A 19,490-nucleotide genomic window follows, 5' to 3' on the forward strand; every position below is an offset into this window, starting at 1 on the left:
TCAGGCCCCGAGCGCGGCGCGGACGGCCGGCGCGATCCGCTCGGCCCAGGCGGCGTAGGCCGCCCCGCTCGGGTGGAGGCCGTCGGCGGCGACGAGCGCGCCCTGCTCCCGCGAGAGGGCCGTGACGTCGACCCACCTCGCCCCGGCGGCGTCGGCCTCGGCGCGGGCGGCGGCGTTGAAGGCGTCGACCTCGCGGCCGATCTCGGCCGGCGTCCGCACGGGCACGTCGGCGTCCTCGGGCGGGGCGGCGCCGTGCGGCGTGCGGCCCCAGTCGGGGATCGAGACGACGACGACGCGCTCCGCCCTGCCCGTTTGCGGTCCGCCGGTTTGCGGTCCGCCTGCGAGGGCGACGGCGCGCGCGAGGAGGGCGGCGAACCGGGCGCGGTAGGCGTCGGCGTCGGGCCGCCGGTACTGGTCGTTCACGCCGATGAGGAGCGTCACGGCGTTGGCGGGCTCGGACAGACCGCGATCCGGCGGGGCGGCGTCGAGGGCGGCGGCGAGGTCCTCGGTCGTCCACCCGGTCTGCGCGACGACCGTGGGCGGGGCGACGTTGAGGCCGTCCGTGCGGAGGGCGGCGGCGACGCGGGCGGGCCACGCCTCGTCGGGCGCGACGCCCTCGCCGACCGTGTACGAGTCGCCCAGGCAGAGGAGGCGCGTCACGCGGGCGGGGCGGCGTCGTGCGGGGCGGCCGTGACCACGTCGAGGAGCGCCGCGGCAATCTCGGCCTTGGGCGCCGTCGCGATCTCGACGCGCTGGCCGCCCCGCCCGAGCAGCGTCAGGCGGTTGGTGCCGGTGCCGAAGCCCGCGCCCGGCTCGCCCTGCACGTTGAGGGCGATCCAGTCGAGCCGCTTCCGCTCCAGTTTGGCGCGCGCGTGGGCGTCGCCGTCGTGCGTTTCGAGGGCGAAGCCGACGAGCGTCTGGCCGTCGCGGCGGCGCTCGCCGAGCGCGGCGAGAACGTCGGGCGTGCGGCGGAGGCGGAGCACGAGGTCGCCCTCGCCCTTTTTCAGCTTCTGGTCCGAGGGCTCGGCCGGCGCGTAGTCGCTCACGGCCGCCGCCGCGACCACGAGGTCGGCCTCGACGGCGAGCGCGGCCGCCAGCATCTCGTCGGCCGTCTCGACGTCGACGCGCTCGACGCCGGGCGGGGTGGCGAGCGTGACCGGTCCCGCGACGAGCGTCACGCGCGCGCCGCGCCGCGCCGCGGCCTCGGCGACAGCGAACCCCATGGTCCCGGTCGAGCTATTGGACAGGAACCGGACCGGGTCGATGGCCTCGCGCGTCGGTCCGGCGGTGACGAGGACGCGGACGCCGGAGAGGGATGGGGGATGGAGGATGGAGGGATGAGCGCTCCCGCCCGGCTTTGGACCCTCTGCCCATCCCTCTTCATCCCTCCCCATTCCCGATCCCTCCCCGCCCCGCCCGGGCGGGGCGGCCAGCCACTCGCCGATCCGCCGCGCGAGGTCCTCGGGCTCCGGCAGGCGGCCGTCGCCGACGAGCCCCGACGCCAGTTCCCCGTGGGCGGGGTGGACGACCGTCACGCCGTCGGCCTGGAGCGTCGCCACGTTGCGCCGGGTGGCCGGGTGGCCCCACATGTCGTGGTCCATGGCCGGCGCCACCAGGACCGGGCACCGCGCCGAGAGCACGACGGCCGTGAGCATCGAGTCGCAGAAGCCGCCGGCCAGCTTCGCCAGCGTCTGCGCCGTCGCCGGGGCGACGACGACGCCGTCGGCCCAGAGCCCGAGCTCGACGTGCTTGGTCCACGCCGTCTGCGCCGCGCCGGCGTCGGGGAACAGCGGCCCGAGCACCTCGCGCCCGGCCAGCGTCGCGACGGTCAGCGGCGGGATAAAGCGGGCCGCCGCCGCCGTCATCACCGGCTGGACGTCCGCCCCGCCCTTGACGAGGCGCCGCACGAGGTCGGCGGCTTTATAGGCCGCGATGCTCCCCGTGATGCCGAGGACGATCTTTTTGCCTTCGAGCGGCACAGCGGGGCGGGGTGGAGCCGTCGCTCTTCGGGGGAGGACGCACCCCGTACCAAGTACCCTGTACCAGCTCTAGGCTCCGTCGCCTTCGCTGGCGGTCGGGTTGCGGAAGTAGAGCTCGCCGTCCTGGAGCTCCTCGATGGCCGCGCGGCTGGGCTTCGGCTGGCGCTCGTACTCGAGCGAGATGCGGAGCTGGTCCTCGTTCGAGCGGAGCTCCTCGGCCGGGTCGAGCGCGAGGTCCTCGAAGTAGCTCAGCCGCTGGTCGAGCTCGGCCTTCGTCTTCGAGGCGAGCTGGCGCGCTCGCTTCGAGATCACCGTCACGGTCTCGTAGAGGTTGCCGGTCTCGTCGGCCAGCTTCGTCGTGTCGAGGGTCTGGATCGCCATGGGTCGGAGGGGGAGCGGGTAGCTAGAGAGCGTACGCGCGGGCGGGGCGGGGCGGGGCTAAGAATCCAGGAAAGCGCGGACGCGCGCGGTCGTCTCGCCGACGGCCCGCTCCAAATCGTCGTTGACGACGGTCGCGTCGAACTCGTGGGCGTAGCCGAGCTCCATCTTGGCCCGTTCGAGGCGGACGGCGATCCGCTCCTCGTCCTCGGTCCCGCGCGCGTGGAGCCGGTCGGCGAGGGCGGCCAGGCTGGGCGGCTCGACGAAGAGCGTGAGCGCGGCGCCGCCGAAGAGCCGCTTCACGTTGAGCGCCCCCTTGACGTCGATGTCCAAGACTACGGCGCGGACGCCCTCGGCCCGCGCCGTTCGCTCGACCTCCTCGCGGAGCGTCCCGTAGAACCGGCCGGGGTAGACCTCCTCGTGCTCGACGAAGTCGCCGGCGCTCAGGCGGTGCAGGAACTCCTCGGGCGAGAGGAAAAAGTAGTCGACCCCGTGGGCCTCGGCTGGGCGCGGCTCGCGCGTCGTCGCGCTCACCGAGAACTGGAGGCCGGGCACCTCGGCCATCAGCCGCCGCGCGATCGTCGTCTTGCCGGCGCCGCTCGGGGCGGTGAGCACGAGGAGCTTCATGAGAACGCTGAACGATGAATGATGAACGACGAAGGGGCGGGGTGGGCGGTCTCGCTCGTCGAACACCCCTTCAGCATTCGCCGTTCAGCGTTCAGCGTTCAGACCACGTTCTGGACCTGCTCGCGGATCTTCTCGACCTCCTCCTTCATGGCGACCGCGAGCCGCGTGAGCTCGGCGTCGTTGGCCTTCGAGCCGACCGTGTTGACCTCGCGGCCGATCTCCTGGGCGAGAAAGTTGAGCCGCCGCCCCACCGGCTCGTCCAGCGCCAGCGCCTCACGGAACTGGCCCAGGTGCGACCGCAGGCGGACGGCCTCCTCGGTCACGTCGAGCCGGTCGGCGAGCAGGACGGCTTCGGCTTCGAGGCGGCCGGGTTCGAGCTGCCCCGCCGCCACGAACTCGTCGAGGCGCTCGTGGAGCCGCGCGCGGGCCTCCGTGGTCCGCTCCGGCGCCCGCGCCTCGACGGCCGCCGCCCCGCCCTCGATGGCGTCGGCGCGGGCGGCGAGGTCGTCACGGAGCGCCGCGCCCTCGGCCCGGCGCATGGCGTCGAGGGCGCCGAGCGCCTCGGCCAGCGCCGCCTGGACCGCCCGCCACCCCGCCCCGTCGTCGGGGGCGGGGCGGGCCACGAGCACGTCGGGCAGGCGGAGCACGTCGGCCAGCGTGACGGCGGCGGCGCCGAGCCCGGCGGCCTCGGCCGCCTCGCGGAGCAGGGCGCCCGCCGCGCGGGCCGTCTCGGCGTCCACGCGCAGGCCGCTCGCCGCCCCGCCCGCGCGGCTCAGCGACACGTGGACGGTCGCCGTGCCGCGCCCGATGGCCTCTTTGACGGTGGACTGCACGGCCGTCTCGTGCTCGGCCAGGTCGCCCAGCCCGCGGACCGTGGCCTCGGCGTAGCGGCCGTTGACGGTGCGGACCTCGACGGTCGCCTCGGCGCCGTCGGCGGCGGCGCTCCCCCGCCCGAACCCGGTCATGCTGCGGATCATGGGGCGGGGCGGGGCAGAACGGGGCGGGGCGGTCGGTACGGAAGAGCCCCGGCCTGCGGGGCAGGGCCGGGGCTCCGTGCGGAGAGAGAGGGATTCGAACCCTCGGTACCGGAAACCGGCACACGCGCTTTCCAGGCGCGCCCCTTCAGCCACTCGGGCACCTCTCCGGGGAATGCGGAATGAGGAATGTAGAACGCGGAAGGGAGTCCGAGAGCCGCCCCGCCCGTCCTGACGGCCCCTTCACCATTCCGCGTTCTCACTTCCACATTCCTAGACCTTCATGATGTCGGCCTCCTTGGCCTCGAGCGTCCGGTCGATGCGGCCCGTGTAGCGGTCGGTCATCTCCTGGAGCCCGCCCTCGGCCTCGTACTCCATGTCCTCGGAGAGCGACTCGGCCCGCGACGTCTTCTTGATCTGGTCCTTGGCCGTGCGGCGCGCGTTGCGGATCGAGATTTTGGCCTCCTCGCCCTTGGTCCGGGCCGTCTTGGCGAGGTCGCGGCGGCGCTCCTCGGTCAGCGGCGGGATCGAGATCAGGATCTGCTGACCGTTGTTGGTCGGGTTCAGGCCCAGGTTCGCGTTCGCGATCCCGCGCTCGATGGCCCCGATCGTCCCCTTGTCGTACGGGGCGACCGTGAGGAGGTCGGCCTGGGGCGCGGCCACGTTCGCCACCTGGTTCAGCGGCATCGTGCTCCCGTACGCCTCCACGCGGACGCTGTCGAGCATCTGAGGCGCGGCGCGGCCGGCGCGGACCGTCGCGAGCTCGCTGACGAGGTGGTCGAGGGCGGCGTCCATCTGCATCTCGGCCTCGTCGAGGGCCTCCTGGAGCTGCGGGTCGATCATGGTGTGCGGGCGGGGTGGGGGGAGGAAAGCGCCCGCCCCGCCCGGGCCGTCTGCTCCGGGGCGGGGCGGGGCGGGCTAGGCGAAGACGACGGGCTCGAGGTCGACGTCCCAGTGGACCGTCGTCCCGACGTTCTCGCCGCGCAGGACGCGCGTGAGGGCGCCCGGCCGGTTCATGTCGAACACGATGAGCGGGAGCCCGCCCTCCTTGGCGAGCGTGACGGCCGTGAGGTCCATGACCTGGAGGTCGCGCTGGATGACCTCGGCGCCGTGGATCGTGTGGTAGCGCTGGGCGTCGGCGTCAGTCTCGGGGTCGGCCGTGAACACGCCGTCAACGCGGGTGCCCTTGAGGATGACCTCGGCGTCGACCTCGGCGGCGCGGAGCGCGGCGGCCGTGTCGGTCGAGAAGTAGGGGTGGCCGGTGCCGGCCCCGAACACGACGACCCGGCCCTTTTCGAGGTGGCGGATCGCGCGGCGGCGGATGAACGGCTCGGCGATCTCGTTCATGTCGATGGCCGAGACCAGCCGCGTGTCGAGGCCGACCGCTTCGAGCGCGTCTTGGAGCGCCATCGCGTTGATCATGGTCGCCAGCATGCCCATGTAGTCGGCGTGCGCGCGGCTCGACATCTGGGCGCCCTGCGGCGAGACGCCGCGGAAGATGTTGCCCCCGCCGATGACGAGCGCCACCTGGGCGCCGGCGTCGACGGCTTCTTTGACGTCGGCGGCGTAGCGGCCGAGGACGCCGTGGTCGATCCCGAACTCGCGCTCGCCGAGCAGGGCCTCCCCGCTCAGCTTGAGGAGCACGCGGCGGTACCGCAGGCCGCCGGTCGTCGTCGGGTGCTCGTCGTCGGCCTCGGGGGGCATGGGGGGCGGGGAGGCAGGACCAAAAAAGCCGCTCGGGCGGGGCGGCGGGGCACGCGGAAGGTACGCCGGCGCCGCGGCGCCGGGCAACGCAGCGGCGGCCGCCCCGCCCGAAATCGCCGCGTAGAGCGAGCCCGCCGGCGCCGTGGGCGGAGCCCAGCGGGGCGGGGCGGTTTAGCTTTGGCCGCCCCGCCCGCGCGCTCCGCGTTGCCCATGCCCGCCCCGCCCGCCGCCCCCGCCGACCCGCCCCGCCCCGGCGAGGGCTCGCGGGAGGTCACGCGCCGGGCGCTCCTGCGCGGCGCCCGGCGCCTGTTCTCCGAGCGGGGCTACGACCACGTCGGCGTCCGCGAGATCGCGGCGACGGCGAACGTCAATGCGGCCCTCATCAACCGCTACTTCGGGTCGAAGCTGGGGCTGTTCCAGGAGGCCGTCGCCGAGAGCTTTACGGTCGGCAACCTCCTCGTCGGCGACCGCGCCACGCTGGGCGACCGCCTCGCGCGCTACCTCGTGCGGCCCCGGCCGGGCGGCTTCGACCCGACGCTCGTGCTCCTCCGCTCGGCCGCGTCGCCCGAGGCCGGCGGCGTCCTCCGCGCGGCGCTCGCCGACGACGTCGCCGCCCCGCTCGCGGCCTGGCTGGGCGGGGCGGACGCCCGGGAGCGGGCCGGGCTCGTCGCGGCCGTCCTGTTCGGGTTCGCGCTCGGGCGCGACGTGGCCGCCGTGCCGGCCCTCGCCGACGGCGACCGCGCGGCGCTCGCGGGCCACCTCGGCGCCGTCCTCCAGCGCCTCATCGACGGGGCCTAGCGGGCGGGGTGGCGGGTCGGGGGGCGTAGCTTGGCGGCTCTCCCCCGACGCACGATGGGCTTTGACTCGAACGGCGCCCGCTTTCTCCTCTCGGCGCGCGAGCGCGGGGCCTCGTTCGAGCGGACGCTCACCCTCGGCCACCAGGACCTCCACCTCGCCCCCGAGGAGCGAGCCCAGATCCTGGCCGACTACGGGCTTGCCGACGCGCCGCTCACCGACGGCCCCGGCTTTCTCCGGCACCTAGGGGCCGACGACGTCGCCGCGCTCGACGTGTCCAACTACGAAGGCGCTCGGATCCTGCACGACCTCAACGAACCCGTCGGCGAGGAGCACAAGGCGCGGTACTCGGCCGTGATCGACGCGGGGACGTTGGAGCACGTGTTCAACTACGCCGTCGGGCTTAAGAACGCGATGGAGATGGTGGCCGTTGGGGGGCACCTGATCACGATCAACCCGGCTAACAACTTTCTGGGCCACGGATTCCACCAGGCCAGCCCGGAGCTTTTCTTCCGGGCGCTCTCGCCGGCCAACGGGTACGAGATCGGCCGGGTGGTGCTGGCCGAAGAGGGCGGCGGCTGGTACCAGGTGACGGACCCGGCATCGGTGCGCTCTCGCGTCCAGATCGTCAACGAGCGGCCCACGTTCGTCATGGTCCAGGCCCGACGCACGGCCGACGTGCCGGTGTTCGCCGAGTGGCCCCAGCAGAGCGACTACGCCATGATCTGGGCCGACCATGCGGGCGAGCGGACCGCCGGCCAGAGCCCGCTCGTCCACGGCCTCCGGCAGCGGCTCCGTCACATCGGGCCGGTATGGCGGACGCTCCGGGCGCTCAAGACGACCGTCGCCGCGCCCGGCGAGCGGCGGCGGCGGTCGTTCCAGAACCGGACGCACTTCCGCCCCGTCGATCGCTGACGGGCGTCGACCACCCCGCCCCAAACGGCGCCACCCCGCCCGGGCAGCGCCGGGCGGGGTGGTCAGGACGTCGTCGGCGGAGAGGCGGCCGCGCCTCGTGCGAGCGGGCAGCGGGCAGGTCGCCCGCCCCGCCCGCATCCGTCACCCGCCGAGGGCGAAGCGGACGAACCGGCGGAGCTCGGCGTCCTGCTTTTTCAGCATCTGCTCGACGGTCATCGAGGAGTCTTTCACGAACGGCTGCTCGACGAGCACGTTGTCCTTGAAGTACCGCGTGAGCTTGCCCTCGGCGATCTTGTCGAGGATCTGGTCGGGCTTGCCCTCGGCGCGGGCCTGCTCGCGGCCGATCTCGCGCTCCTTGTCCTGCGTCTCCTGCGAGACGTCGGCGCGCGTGGCGGCCACGGGGTTCATGGCCGCGGCCTGCATCGCCACGTCGCGGCCGGCCTCGGCGAGGTCGCCCGAGCCCGTCATCTCGACGAGCACGCCCAGCTTAGCGCCGGGGTGGATGTAGTCGACGACGGTCCCGCCGTCCTGGGCCTCGACGGTCTCGAAGCGGCGGACGTCGATCTTCTCGCCGATCTTGCCCGTCATGGCTGTGAGCGCCTCGCCGAGCGGCTGGCCGTCGACCGGGACCGCCTGCGCGGCGTCGAGGTCGGCGGGGCGGGCGTCGAGGAGGGCGTCGGCGACCTTCTGGGCGAACGTGACGAACTGGTCGTTGCGGGCAACGAAGTCGGTCTCGGAGTTGACCTCGACGATCACGCCGACGTCGCCGCTGTCGGTCGTCGCGGTCACAATGGCGCCCTCGGTGGCGTCACGGTCGGAGCGGCTGGCGGCCACCTTCTGGCCCTTTTTGCGGAGGATGTCGATGGCCTGGTCGAAGTCGCCGTCGGCCTCGACGAGCGCCTTTTTGCAGTCCATCATGCCCGCGCCGGTGGCCTCGCGGAGCTGCTTTACGTCTTGTGCGGAGATTGCCATGTCGGTCGGTCTGGAATGTCGGATGCGGGGTCGGGCGGGGCGGACCCGACGGGCACGTAGCCCCGAAAGCGAGACGGGGACACGACGGGCCGGGCGGCGCGGCGTGTCCCCGTCGGGCGGCGTGGGCGGCCCCGGCGGAGCGGCCCGAGGGCGGGGTGGAGCCCTCTAGCTGTTGTCGGTCTCGGCGTCGGCGAGCGTGACGACCTCCTCGGTCCCCTCGGTCTCGTCGTCGCCCTTCTTGGCCGTCTCCTCGGCCTGGGCGGCGCGCGTCGCGGCCTCGGCGGCGGCCTCCTCGCGCTTGGCGAGCCCGGACTGCCGGCCCTCGATGATGGCGTCGGCGATGACGCGCGTGAACAGCGCCACCGACTTCATGGCGTCGTCGTTGGCCGGGATCGGGAAGTCGACGAGGTCGGGGTCGACGTTGGAGTCGACGAGGGCGATGACCGGGATGCCCAGCTTGCGGGCCTCGTCGACGGCGATGTGCTCGCGCTTGACGTCGACGACGAAGAGGGCGCCGGGCACCTTGTTCATGTCGGAGATGCCGCCGAGCACGCGCTCGAGCTTTTCGAGCTCGCGCGAGCGCATGAGCCGCTCCTTCTTCTTGAGCCCGGCGACGGAGCCGTCGGCCTCCTCGCGGCGGAGCGTCTCCATGCGCCGGAGGCTGCCGCGGATGGTCTGGAAGTTGGTGAGCATCCCGCCCAGCCAGCGGTCGACCGCGTAGGGCATCCCGCACCGCTCGGCCTCCTCGCGGACCACGTTCTGGGCCTGCTTCTTGGTCCCGATAAAGAGGATGTTCCGGCCCTGCGACGCGAACCGCGCGGCGGCCTCGGCGGCCTGGTCGAGGAGCGTCTGGGTCTGCTTGAGGTCGAGGATGTGGATCCCGTTCCTCTCCATGAAGATGTACGGAGCCATCTTCGGGTTCCACCGGCTCGTGAGGTGGCCGAAGTGGGCGCCTGCGCGGAGCAGGTCTTCGATCGGAAGGCGGGCCATGTTGGCTGTGGGCAGTCGCCGGCCGCGGAGGGCCGGGCGGGGTGGTTGGGGCCTCCCCCGCCGTCGCTCGCGCGGCCGACCCGCCCCGCCCGAGGGCGGTCCGACCAAGCCGGTCGGCGGGCACCCGGCCGCGCGTCGGGCGGGGTGGGGGATGAATGCAGTACGGGGTCCAGGTACGGGGTACGAACTCCGGGAGCGGCGTACCGAGTACCCTGTACCTCGTACCCGCGAAGCTTAGCGCTTCGAGAACTGGAACTTCTTACGGGCCTTGGGCTGGCCGGGCTTTTTGCGCTCGACCATGCGGGGGTCGCGCGTGAGGTAGCCGGCGTCGCGGAGCGGCTTGCGGAGGTCCTCGTTGAAGTCGATGAGCGCGCGGGCGATGCCAAGCTGGATGGCCTCGGCCTGGCCGGTGAGCCCGCCGCCCTTCGCGTTGACGAGGACGTCGAACTGGCCGCGGAGCTCCGTCAGGTCGAGCGGGGCGGTGGCGGCGCGCTGGCGGATCTCGGTCGGGAGGTACTCCTTGAGCTCGCGCTTGTTGACGACGACGTTGCCGGAGCCGGGGCGAAGGTAGACGCGGGCGACCGACGTTTTGCGGCGGCCGACGGCCTGGTACTGGGTTGCCATAGATGCGGGGTACAGGATACAGGGTTCGGGGTACAGTCCGGCGTGGGCACGGGGGCGGGGTGGCCGCGCCTCGTACCGAGTACCCCGTACCGCGTTAGATGTCGAGGGGCTCGGGCTGCTGGGCCTCGTGCGGGTGGTCGGGGCCGGCGTAGACGTGGAGCTTGCCGAGCATGGCGCGGCCGAGCTTGTTGCGCGGCATCATGCCCTTGACGGCGTTCTCGACGATGAACTCGGGCTTGTGGTCGCGGAGCTCCTTCGGCGTCCGCTGCTTGATGCCGCCGGGGTAGCCGGAGTGCCGGAAGTAGAGCTTGTCGGTCTCCTTCTTGCCCGTGAACCGCGCCTTGCCGGCGTTGACGACCACGACGTGGTCGCCGACGTCCATGTGGGGCGTGTACTCCGGCTTGTGCTTGCCGCGGAGGATCGTGGCGACGCGGGCGGCGAGGCGGCCGACGACGAGGTTCTCGGCGTCGACGACGTGCCACGCCGCTTCGACGTCGCCGGGCCGGGCGCTGTAGGTCTTGAACGAGGTCGTGTTCATGGGTCTGTCGGGGCCGGGGGGCCGGCGCGGGCGCAAAAAGAGGGCGGGGCGGGCGGGGCTCCTCCGCGCAGACGTGCGCGGGAGGGCAGCGGTCCGCTCCGCGGCCGACGGGCCGACCGGGCGTCTACGGCAGACGGGGGCCGGGGCAGTCGAGCCTGGGAAGCTAGAGGGCAGGCGGGGCAGGGGCAACGTCTGGGACCCGGCCGGACGGCCCGGATGGGCGAGTTCAAGGGTTCTTCCTCGGTAAGAGCGCGCGCTCTATCTTCACCGTCTGCCCAGGTATGCCCACGGATTCGACGGCTCACTGTGTCCGACATCTCCTTCGAACGGCTCGACGCCGTCGCCGCCCGCCTCCCCTTCTCCGTCGACGACTACGGCGCGGCCGCGGCCGCGTTCGTCCGCTGGCGGGCCGGGGGCGGGGCGGCCGACTGGGAGGCGGCCGTGACCTGGGCGTACTGCTACTCGCTCCGGTACCTCTACGTCCGGTTCGCCCGCGAGCCTGCCGCGGCGTCGGCCGACGTCGAGGCCGTCGTCGACCGGACGTTTATGCGCGTGCTCGACAAGCTTGACGAGGTCCGGGACCCGTCGAAGTTTCCGCAGTTCGTGAGCGTCGTGTGCAAGCGGGCGCTCCTCACCTACCGCGAGCGGTGCCGGCCGACGGCGGCGCTCGACGAGGAGCGGATGGCCGCCCCGCCCCGCCCGGAGTACCTCGACGGCGACCTCGTGCGGTGGGCCGTCGGCCGGGCCGTCGACGCGCTGCCCCCGGCGCTCCGCGTCGTGGCCCGGATGCGGCTCCTCGACGGCGCCCCCTACGCCGACGTGGCCCGCGCGACCGGGCACGCGCTGCCGACCGTGCGGACCTACCTCTCGAAGGCGGTCCGCCGGCTGCGCGACGACCCCCACCTCCGCGCGCTCGCGTTCGACGACGTGCTCCCGGTTGGGGCAATCCCCGAACCCGAGGGCGGGGCGGTGTAGCGAGGTTGCACGCGCGGTCGGGCCGCGTCTACCGCCCGACCCGCCCCGCTCTTGTGGACGACCTCGGCCCCCTGATCGACGACTACCCCGCCCTCTCGCCTGAGGAGCGGGCGGACGTGGAGGCGCGCGTGGCCGCGGCGCCCGAGTGGGCGGCGGCTCTGGCCGCGGCCCAGGAGTTTGCCGCCCTCCTCGACGCCGCCGCGCCCCGCCCCGCCCCGCCCCCGGCCGGCGGCGACGGGCAGCGCCCGGACGACGCGGCGGCCGCTCGCCTCCGTGCGCTGCTCGCCGAGGCCGAGGACCCGGTGCAGAAGTTCGAGCGGCTGACCGGCCAGCCCCTGCCCGATCTGCCGCCCCGCCCGACGCCGAACGGCAAGGGCGGCGGCCGAGCGGGGCGGGGAGGCGCCGCCGCGGTCGTGGTCCTCCTGGCGCTGTGGGGCGGGGTGGCCGCTCAGTCCGCCGCCACGGCGCCGGAGCGCGCGCGCGTCGCGGACGTCGGGGCGCTGGCGGACGTGGATCCGACCGCCCGGGGCGGGGTGGAGCCGCTGGCCGCGCGGCTGGACCACGCCCTGAGCCGCGTGGCGGACGCGCGGCGTGGAGCGCCGAGCCGCCCCGCCCGCTACGACGCGGACGCGCTGGCGACAGCGGCGGCCGACCTCGGCGGACTCGTGGCCGAGGCGCCGGCGGGCTCAGCGGTCGCGCAGGAGGCCGGCCTCGCGCGTGGACGCGTCCTCCTCCACCTGGGCCGCGACGCCGACGCCGCGCGGACGCTCGGCGCGCTCGTCCGCGACGGCGGCTACCGGGCGCCCGAGGCGCGGCGCCTGCTCGACTGGGTCCGCGCGGGCGGGGCGAACGAACGGGACGGGTGACGGCGCGCTGACACCGCCGCTCGGTAGCTTCCCGACCGCCCCGCCCGGCGGGTTCTCCCTCTGAGTCTGCCCGTTAGGTTTTCGCCTCCAGGACCGCCCCGCCCGTGTACGCATACGTTTCCGGCACCCTCGCCGAAAAAAGGCCGACCGAGGCCGTCATCGACGCCGGCGGCATCGGCTACCGGCTCCTGATCCCGGCCTCGTCGTTCGACAAGCTCCCGGCGGTCGGGAAGCCGGCCAAGCTGCTGACCACGTTCGTCGTCCGCGAGGACGCGCAGACGCTCTACGGGTTCGCGACCGACGGCGAGCGGACGGCGTTCGAGACGCTGACGGCCGTGAGCGGCGTCGGCCCCAAGCTGGCGCTCGCGGCGCTCAGCGCGATGAGCCCGGCCGAGCTCCAGAGCACGGTCGTCTCGGGCGACGTGGCCATGCTCACGCGCGTCCCGGGCGTGGGGAAGCGGAAGGCCGAAAAGCTCATCGTCGAGCTCAAAGACAAGTTCGCCGACCTCGACGGGCTCGAGCCGGCCGGCGCGCTGGGCAGCGGCGACTCGGCCGCCACGCAGGCCCGCGCCGACGCCCGCGCGGGCCTGGAGGCGCTCGGGCTGGGGCGCGCCGAGGCCGAGCGCCGGCTCCGCAAGGTGCTCCGCGCGAACCCGGAATCGCCCTCGGCCGAGGACCTCATCCGCCTCGCGCTGCGCGAGAGCTGAGGGCGGGGCGGCCGGGCGGGGCGCCGGGGCGGGGAGGAGAAGAGGACGGGAGGAGAAGAACCGCTCTGCGTACGACCGCCCCACCCGCCGCCCCGCCCTACGCCGCGACCGCGTCCAGGAGGGGCTCCGCCGCTTCCACCCCGCCCGAGCGGTCGAGGACGGCTTCGAGCGCGCCGAGGCACGCGAGGACTGGGCCGGGGCGGGCGCCCTCGCCCATCAGCCCGATCCGCCAGGCGCGGCCGGCGAGGTCACCCAGGCCGCCGCCGATTTCGAGGCCGTGCTCGTCGAGGAGCCGGCGCCGCGTGGCGGCGTCGTCGACGCCGTCGGGGATCCAGACGGCGTTGAGCTGGGGGAGCCGCTCGGCCTCGGGCACGACGAACGCGAGGCCCAGCGCGTCGAGCCCGGCCGCGAGCGCCCGGTGCATCCGGCGGTGCCGCGCCCACGCCGCCTCCAGCCCCTCGCCCTGGAGCCGCCGGAGCGCCTCGTGCAGCGCGTAGATCATGTTGACGGGCGCCGTGTGGTGGTACGCCCGCTTCGCCCCGTCCGCGTTCCAGTAGCGGGCGACGAGCGAGACGTCCAGGAACCACGACTGCACCGGCGTCTCGCGCGCGTCCATGCGCTCGAGGGCTCGGTCCGAGAACGTGACGGGCGAGAGCCCGGGCGGGGCGGCGAGGCACTTTTGCGTGCCGCTGTACACGGCGTCGAGCCCCCAGTCGTCCACGCGGACCGGCACGCCGCCCAGGCTCGTGACGGTGTCGGCGACGACGAGGCAGCCGTGGTCGCGGGCGATCCGGGCCAGCGTCTCGGCGTCCGACAGCGCGCCGGTCGAGGTCTCGGCGTGGACGAACGCGACGACCTCGGCCTCGGGGTGTTCTACCAGCGCGTCGGCGAGCGTCTCGGGCGGGACGGCCCGGCCCCACTCGGCGTCGACCACGACGGCCACCCCGCCCGCCCGCTCGACCATCTGGCGGAGCCGGTCGCCGAACACGCCGTTCCGGCACACCACGACCGTCGTCCCGGGCTCGACGAGGTTGTCGACGCACGCCTCCATGCCGGCCGTGCCCGGGCCGGAGACGGGCATCGTGAGCCGGTTCTGGGTCAGGAACGTCTCTTGGAGCAGCCCTTTCGTCTCGTCCATGAGGTCCACGAACGCCGGGTCGAGGTGGCCGATCGTGGGCCGGGCGAGGGCGGCGAGCACGTCGGGCGAGACCGGCGACGGGCCGGGTCCCATCAGCGTGCGGGCGGGGGGGGCGAACGATTCGGGCATGGGGGTCAGGTACGGGGTGCGAGGTATAGGGTACAGGTGCGACGCGCGAGAGCGGGGCGGTTCCACGCGCGGCCACCCCGCCCCGCCCCGTGCGCGCGAGCGTCGGGAGAGGGCGGGGCGGTTGGCGACGTGGGCGGGGCGGGGTGGAAGAGAGGGGGACGTGCGGGATGAGGAGAGGCGTGGGCTCCCTCTGCCCATCCCTCCGTCCCGCATCCCCCATCCCTCCCCCTAGAACTGCTCCGCCTCGGTCGAGTGCTGCATGGCGCCCGTCGAGGCAGCCCCGCCCGTGACCACGTCGCGGACGCGGTCGAAGTAGCCCGTGCCCACCTCGCGCTGGTGCTTGGTGGCCGTGTAGCCGCGGCCCTCGTCACCGAACTCGGCCTGCTGGAGCCGGCTGTAGGCGGCCATGCCCTCGCGGGCGTAGCCGTGGGCGAGGTCGAACATGGAGTGGTTGAGGGCGTGGAAGCCGGCGAGCGTCACGAACTGGAAGGCGTAGCCCATCGCGCCCAACTCGCGCTGGAAGCGGGCGATCGTGTCGCGGTCGAGGTGGGCCTCCCAGTTGAACGAGGGCGAGCAGTTGTAGGCCAGCTTCTTGCCCGGGAACTGGGCGTGGATGGCTTCGGCGAACGCGCGGGCCTCGTCCAGGTCGGGGTGGCCCGTCTCCATCCACAGGAGGTCGGCGTAGGGGGCGTAGGCGAGGCCGCGGGCGATCGAGGCCTCGATCCCGCTCGTGACCGGGTAGAACCCCTCGGTCGTCCGCTCGGCGTCGGTGCGGATAAACGGGCGGTCGCGCTCGTCGACGTCCGACGTGAGCAGCGTGGCGCTGTCGGCGTCGGTCCGCGCGATGAGAACCGTGGGGACGCCGGCGACGTCGGCCGCGAGCCGAGCGGCGACGAGCTTGGTCACGAACTCGCCGGTCGGTACGAGGACCTTGCCGCCCAGGTGCCCGCACTTTTTCTCCGACGCCAGCTGGTCCTCGAAGTGGACGCCCGCCGCGCCGGCCGCGACGAGCGCCTTCATCAGCTCGTGCGCGTTGAGCGCCCCGCCGAAGCCGGCCTCGGCGTCGGCCACGATGGGCGCGAGGTAGTGCGTCTCGTCCGCCCCGCCCGCGGCCCGCTCGCTCCACGCGATCTGGTCGGCCCGGAGGAGCGCGTTGTTGATCCGCTCGACGACGGTCGGGACCGAGTTGGCCGGGTATAGGCTCTGGTCGGGGTAGACGTCGCCGGCGAGGTTGGCGTCGGCGGCCACCTGCCAGCCGCTGAGGTAGACGGCCTCCAGCCCGGCCTTCACCTGCTGCACGGCCTGCCCGCCCGTCATGGCGCCCAGCGCGTGGACGTAGTCGCGGTCCTGCATGAGCGACCACAGCCGCTCGGCGCCCAGCCGCGCGAGCGTGTGCTCGACGTGGACCGAGCCGCGGAGCGCGAGCACGTCCTCGGCCGAGTACGGGCGCTCGACGCCGTCCCAGCGGGGGTTCTCGGCCCAGTCGGTTTCGATGTCGCGGGCGGTGAGGAGGCGGGCAGCGTTCAGTTCCATGGGTCTGGGGTTCGGGGGTTCGAGGTTGTGCGGTTCAAGGTTTTTGCGTCGGGTCGGGCGGGGCGGTCCGTGCGGGCGTCGGCGTCGGGGCGCACACCGCCCCGCCCGCGTCGTGTGGGCGGGGCGGGGTGGTCAGGCCGCCGCGTCGGCGGTCGCGGGGACGGCCTCGACGGCGGCGCCGTCGCCGCCGGCGGGCGGGGCGGCCGCGGCGAGGTCGGACGTCGTCGTCAGGAACGGGCGCATCTCGGGCTCCAGGAAGACCGCGCGGGCGTCGTCGGCGGCGCGGGCGTAGCGCGCGAGCTCGCGGCCGAGCGCGTCGGCGTCGTCGCCGTGGGCGTCGCAGAGGGCGAGGAGGATGGCCTCCTTCTCCTCGCGGAAGACGCGGCGGACGAGGTCGTCCGTCACCGCCTCGCCCGACGCCAGCGTCACGCCGTGGCGGCGCCACTGCCACACCTGGGCGCGGCTGATCTCGAGCGTCGCGAGGTCCTCCATCAAGTCGTCCCAAGCCACGCAGCCCACGTCCTCGTTCCAGCCCTTGAGGTAGGCGATGCCGACGCGGACGTTCGTCCTGAGGCCGTCCATCGTGTACGGGCCGCCGCCCTGCGGCATGAGGTCGGGTCGGGCGGGGAGGTCCTCGGGGAGCACGCCGAGCTGGTTGTCCGCCCCGCCCAGCGCGTCCAGGAACGGGCGCATGGCCGGGCCGATGAAGTAGGGGTGCGAGACCCAGCAGCCGTCGTGGCCGATCGACGCCTCGAACTCCTTGTCGGCGACGACCTTCGCCGTCTGCGCCTCGCGCGTGGCGTCGTCGCGGCCCGGCGTAAAGGCGGCCATCCCGCCCATCGCGAGGGCGCCGTGGCGGTGGCACACGCGGATGAGCTCGCGGGCGTAGTCGCGCATCCAGGGCCGGTTCATGCCGATGTCCGCCCGGTCGCCCAGGACGCGGTCGGGGTGCTCGCGCAGGCACTTGATGTCGGAGAAGATCTTGTCCCAGCGGCCGCCGTTGAGGCCGGCGGCGTGGTCGCGGAGCTCGTAGAGCACGGCCTCCATCTGGAGCGCGGCCGGGAGCGTCTCGATGAGGAACGTGGCGCGGATCGTGCTCCGGTCCAACCCGAGCTCGTCCTCGACGAGCGCGAACAGGCGGCTCCACCAGCGGGCCTCGCGGTAGTGCTCGACCTTGGGGACGTAGTACGCCGGCGTCTTGCCGCGGGCGACGAGCGCGCGCGCGGTGTGGATCGCGACGAGGGCGAAGTCGAGGAGCCCGGCCGCCACGGGCTCGCCGTCGACGCGGACGTTGGCCTCGTCCAGGTGGAGCCCGCGCACGCGGGCCATGAGCAGCGGCATGTCGTCCGGGTCGAGCGCGTACGTCTTCACGACCGCCCCGCTCGCGTCGGTCTTGGTCGCGGTGAGCTCGCCGCGGGCGGCGCCGATCATGTTCTCGACGCCGGCCACGACGTTGGCCCACGACGGCTTGAGGCTGTCCTCGAAGTCGAGCATGGCCGCGTCGGCGCGCTCGCCGTCGGCCCCGCGCGAGAGCATGTTGATGACCATGCGGGCGTCGCTCACCGGGCCGGTGATCTCGACGCGCCGCCGCCGCATGTCGGCCGGGAGCCGGGCGACGCACCAGCGGCCGGCGGCGGCCGGGTGCTCGACGCGCTCGGGGAGCGTGCCAGCGTTCCACTCGGCCTGCCGCTCGGCACGGTCGGCGAGCAGCGCCGTGCGGTCGGCGTGGAGCGTGCGGTGGAGCCGGGCGACGAGCGCGAGCGCGTCGGGCGTGAGCACGCGGCGGGCGGCGGCGGTGTCGGCCGCCGCGTGGAGGGCGACGCCGTCGACGGCCGTGGGGGCGGGGCGGAAGCGGGCGGGGTAGGGCATGGGAGAGTCGTGCAGCGAACTTTCGCTAGGGTACGAGGCAAGCTCAGCTCTTGCCAGCGTAATTTCGCTGACATGCTTCAGGACTCCGAAATAAGCGATCTTCGGTTTGCCCTTCCGCTCTCAGCGAAAGATGGAAGCGCTTCCCACGCTTCCGACGCGTCGCCCACCCCGCCCGCCCTGTTCGTCTCATGCCCGATCGCCTCCGCCTCATCCTCGGCGTCAAGCTCCGCGCGCTCCGCCAGGAGCGGGGGCTCGGGCTGAAGGCGCTCGCCCAGAAGGCCGGCCTCTCCGTCAGCTACCTGTCCGAGATCGAGCAGGGCAAGAAGTACCCGAAGCCGGACAAGATCGTCGACCTCTCGGTCGCCCTCGGCGTGCCCTACGACGACCTCGTCTCGCTGCGCGTGGACAAGGGGCTAGGGGCGGTGAAGGAGGTGATCGAGAGCCCGCTGCTCCGCGGCTTCCCGTTCGACCTGTTCGGGGTCGACGCCGAGTCCGTCGTCCGCCTCTTGTCGCCGGACAAGGCCGGCGCGCTCGTGCAGGCCGTCGGCGACGTGACGCGGGCCTACGACGCGCGCGTCGAGGACCTCCTCCTGGCCGCGCTCCGGGCGTACCAGCAGATGCACGCCAACCGCTTCCCCGACCTGGAGGCGGCGGCCGAGCGGCTCCGCGAGCGGCTGGGGATCGAGGGCGTCCCGGACGCGGCGCGGCTCCGCGGCGTCTTGGAGCGCGAGCACGGCTACCGCGTCGAGACGGACACGCTGCCGGGGCACCCCGAGCTGGGCGCGTTCCGCAGCGTCCTCTCGCAGGGCGGGGCGGGACCCGCGGGCGGGGCGCAGGCCGCGGGCGGGGCGGTCCTCCACGTCAACGGCGCGCTCCGCGACGAGCAGCTCGCGTTCCTCTACGCCCGCGAGCTCGCGTTCCTCGAGCTGGCGCCCGACGACCGGCCGTTGGCGTCGCCGTGGGTCCGGGCGGAGCGGTTCGGGCAGGTGCTCGCCAACTTCGAGGCGTCGTACCTGGCGGGCGCGCTCCTGCTGCCGGCCGCCGAGATCGACGCCGTCCTCTTAGCTCAGGCCGACGCCGAGCGGTGGGACCCGGCCGCCTTCCTGGCCCTCCTCGACCGCTACCGCTCGACGCCGGAGATGCTGTTCCACCGGCTCACGCAGCGCGTGCCCGAGGCGTTGGGGATCGACGAGCTGTACTTCCTCCGCTTCCACCACGAGACGACGACCGACCGGGTCGAGCTGACGAAGACGTTCAACCTTAGCCGCGTGCCGGTGCCGCACGGGGTCTCTGCGGGCGAGCACTACTGCCGACGGTGGCCGGCGCTCCAGGCGCTCGCCGCCCTCGACGCCCGCCAGCGGACGGCGGCCGGGCGGGGCGGGACCGACGACGGGCCGGCCGTCGTGGCGCAGCGCCAGCACTTCGTGGCGGGCACGGCCGGCGACGCCGAGCCGGCCGACTTTTTCGTGCTGGCGGTCGCCCGGCCGCTCTCGCTCCGGCCGGGCGTGAACTCGGCCGTCTCGCTGGGCCTCCGCCTCACGCGCGCCACCAAACGGGCCGTCCGGTTCTGGGACGACCCCGCGCTCCCGCGCCTCGACGTCAGCCTGACGTGCGAGCGGTGCCCCATCGCGGACTGCCGCGTGCGGGCCGCCCCGCCCACGGCGCTCCGCGAGGCGGAGGCGGAGGCGGGGCGGCGCGCGGCGCTCGCGGCGCTGTAGGGCGGGGTGGCCTCTTCGGTGGCGCCAACGCAAACCGCCCCGCACAGGCATGTGCAGGG

20 protein-coding genes and 1 tRNA gene are annotated in these 19,490 nt (G+C 74.0%); 6 read left to right on the forward strand and 15 right to left on the reverse strand.

All coding sequences use genetic code 11. From position 1 onward, the window contains the following. The 8 genes from RM540_RS07110 to pyrH all read right to left on the reverse strand — a co-directional run bounded on the left by RM540_RS07110 (position 1) and on the right by pyrH (position 5,662). Positions 1 to 660, reverse strand: a complete 660-nt coding sequence (locus tag RM540_RS07110; protein ID WP_311662862.1) for an SGNH/GDSL hydrolase family protein — start codon at positions 658 to 660, stop codon at positions 1 to 3. Next, positions 657 to 1,979: a bifunctional phosphopantothenoylcysteine decarboxylase/phosphopantothenate synthase gene (locus tag RM540_RS07115; protein ID WP_311662863.1), complete on the reverse strand. Its 1,323-nt coding sequence runs from the start codon at positions 1,977 to 1,979 to the stop codon at positions 657 to 659. The genes RM540_RS07110 and RM540_RS07115 overlap by 4 nt, the downstream gene beginning before the upstream one ends. A 69-nt stretch (positions 1,980 to 2,048) precedes the next feature. Continuing rightward, positions 2,049 to 2,360, reverse strand: a complete 312-nt coding sequence (locus RM540_RS07120) for a DNA-directed RNA polymerase subunit omega (RefSeq protein ID WP_311662864.1) — start codon at positions 2,358 to 2,360, stop codon at positions 2,049 to 2,051. Between the two features lie 57 nt (positions 2,361 to 2,417). Then, positions 2,418 to 2,984 (reverse strand): guanylate kinase, encoded by a 567-nt coding sequence (gmk, locus tag RM540_RS07125; protein WP_314007245.1) that lies wholly within the window; start codon positions 2,982 to 2,984, stop codon positions 2,418 to 2,420. 98 nt (positions 2,985 to 3,082) lie between these two features. Further along, complete coding sequence (locus RM540_RS07130; protein WP_311662866.1) at positions 3,083 to 3,961, reverse strand: YicC/YloC family endoribonuclease; 879 nt, start codon at positions 3,959 to 3,961, stop codon at positions 3,083 to 3,085. 79 nt (positions 3,962 to 4,040) lie between these two features. Beyond that, a tRNA-Ser gene (locus RM540_RS07135) sits at positions 4,041 to 4,128 on the reverse strand. 103 nt (positions 4,129 to 4,231) lie between these two features. Continuing rightward, a complete protein-coding gene (gene frr / locus RM540_RS07140; protein ID WP_311662867.1) occupies positions 4,232 to 4,801 on the reverse strand; it encodes a ribosome recycling factor in 570 nt (189 codons plus the stop codon). 75 nt (positions 4,802 to 4,876) lie between these two features. After that, positions 4,877 to 5,662 carry a UMP kinase gene (gene pyrH / locus RM540_RS07145; RefSeq protein ID WP_311662868.1) on the reverse strand — a complete coding sequence of 262 codons (786 nt, stop codon included), beginning with the start codon at positions 5,660 to 5,662 and terminating at the stop codon, positions 4,877 to 4,879. A gap of 210 nt (positions 5,663 to 5,872) precedes the next feature. On the opposite strand from pyrH, the gene RM540_RS07150 reads away from it, so the two are divergent. Further along, positions 5,873 to 6,460, forward strand: coding sequence for a TetR/AcrR family transcriptional regulator (locus RM540_RS07150; RefSeq protein WP_311662869.1), 588 nt, complete (start codon positions 5,873 to 5,875; stop codon positions 6,458 to 6,460). Between the two features lie 54 nt (positions 6,461 to 6,514). Continuing rightward, positions 6,515 to 7,372 carry a hypothetical protein gene (locus RM540_RS07155; protein WP_311662870.1) on the forward strand — a complete coding sequence of 286 codons (858 nt, stop codon included), beginning with the start codon at positions 6,515 to 6,517 and terminating at the stop codon, positions 7,370 to 7,372. A gap of 141 nt (positions 7,373 to 7,513) precedes the next feature. Here the strand turns inward: RM540_RS07155 and tsf are convergent, their stop codons facing one another. The 4 genes from tsf to rplM form a co-directional block, all read right to left on the reverse strand. Then, the gene (tsf, locus tag RM540_RS07160; RefSeq protein ID WP_311662871.1) at positions 7,514 to 8,344 is read right to left on the reverse strand and encodes a translation elongation factor Ts; all 831 of its coding nucleotides are present in this window, start codon (positions 8,342 to 8,344) and stop codon (positions 7,514 to 7,516) included. A 165-nt stretch (positions 8,345 to 8,509) separates the two neighbouring features. Continuing rightward, positions 8,510 to 9,334, reverse strand: coding sequence for a 30S ribosomal protein S2 (rpsB, locus tag RM540_RS07165; RefSeq protein WP_311662872.1), 825 nt, complete (start codon positions 9,332 to 9,334; stop codon positions 8,510 to 8,512). 234 nt (positions 9,335 to 9,568) lie between these two features. Next, the gene (gene rpsI / locus RM540_RS07170) at positions 9,569 to 9,958 is read right to left on the reverse strand and encodes a 30S ribosomal protein S9 (RefSeq protein ID WP_311662873.1); all 390 of its coding nucleotides are present in this window, start codon (positions 9,956 to 9,958) and stop codon (positions 9,569 to 9,571) included. Positions 9,959 to 10,052: 94 nt separating this feature from the next. Then, the gene (gene rplM, locus RM540_RS07175; RefSeq protein WP_311662874.1) at positions 10,053 to 10,496 is read right to left on the reverse strand and encodes a 50S ribosomal protein L13; all 444 of its coding nucleotides are present in this window, start codon (positions 10,494 to 10,496) and stop codon (positions 10,053 to 10,055) included. A gap of 306 nt (positions 10,497 to 10,802) precedes the next feature. Between rplM and RM540_RS07180 the strand changes: the two genes are divergently transcribed. The 3 genes from RM540_RS07180 to ruvA all read left to right on the forward strand — a co-directional run bounded on the left by RM540_RS07180 (position 10,803) and on the right by ruvA (position 13,044). After that, complete coding sequence (locus tag RM540_RS07180; RefSeq protein WP_311662875.1) at positions 10,803 to 11,471, forward strand: RNA polymerase sigma factor; 669 nt, start codon at positions 10,803 to 10,805, stop codon at positions 11,469 to 11,471. Positions 11,472 to 11,524: 53 nt separating this feature from the next. Continuing rightward, positions 11,525 to 12,337: a hypothetical protein gene (locus tag RM540_RS07185; RefSeq protein WP_311662876.1), complete on the forward strand. Its 813-nt coding sequence runs from the start codon at positions 11,525 to 11,527 to the stop codon at positions 12,335 to 12,337. 104 nt (positions 12,338 to 12,441) lie between these two features. Further along, the gene (gene ruvA, locus RM540_RS07190; RefSeq protein WP_311662877.1) at positions 12,442 to 13,044 is read left to right on the forward strand and encodes a Holliday junction branch migration protein RuvA; all 603 of its coding nucleotides are present in this window, start codon (positions 12,442 to 12,444) and stop codon (positions 13,042 to 13,044) included. A 97-nt stretch (positions 13,045 to 13,141) separates the two neighbouring features. Here ruvA and RM540_RS07195 read toward each other — a convergent pair whose 3' ends face one another. The 3 genes from RM540_RS07195 to RM540_RS07205 form a co-directional block, all read right to left on the reverse strand. Next, complete coding sequence (locus RM540_RS07195) at positions 13,142 to 14,311, reverse strand: pyridoxal-phosphate-dependent aminotransferase family protein (protein WP_311662878.1); 1,170 nt, start codon at positions 14,309 to 14,311, stop codon at positions 13,142 to 13,144. A gap of 228 nt (positions 14,312 to 14,539) precedes the next feature. Beyond that, complete coding sequence (gene aceA, locus RM540_RS07200) at positions 14,540 to 15,844, reverse strand: isocitrate lyase (protein WP_311662879.1); 1,305 nt, start codon at positions 15,842 to 15,844, stop codon at positions 14,540 to 14,542. A 132-nt stretch (positions 15,845 to 15,976) separates the two neighbouring features. Beyond that, a complete protein-coding gene (locus RM540_RS07205; RefSeq protein ID WP_311662880.1) occupies positions 15,977 to 17,713 on the reverse strand; it encodes a malate synthase in 1,737 nt (578 codons plus the stop codon). A 188-nt stretch (positions 17,714 to 17,901) separates the two neighbouring features. Here RM540_RS07205 and RM540_RS07210 point away from each other — a divergent pair, with 188 nt between their 5' ends. Next, the gene (locus tag RM540_RS07210) at positions 17,902 to 19,431 is read left to right on the forward strand and encodes a helix-turn-helix domain-containing protein (protein WP_311662881.1); all 1,530 of its coding nucleotides are present in this window, start codon (positions 17,902 to 17,904) and stop codon (positions 19,429 to 19,431) included. Positions 19,432 to 19,490 lie beyond the last annotated feature (59 nt).

The sequence above is a fragment of the Rubrivirga litoralis genome (assembly GCF_031846415.1).
GTDB classification, from domain to species: domain Bacteria; phylum Bacteroidota; class Rhodothermia; order Rhodothermales; family Rubricoccaceae; genus Rubrivirga; species Rubrivirga litoralis.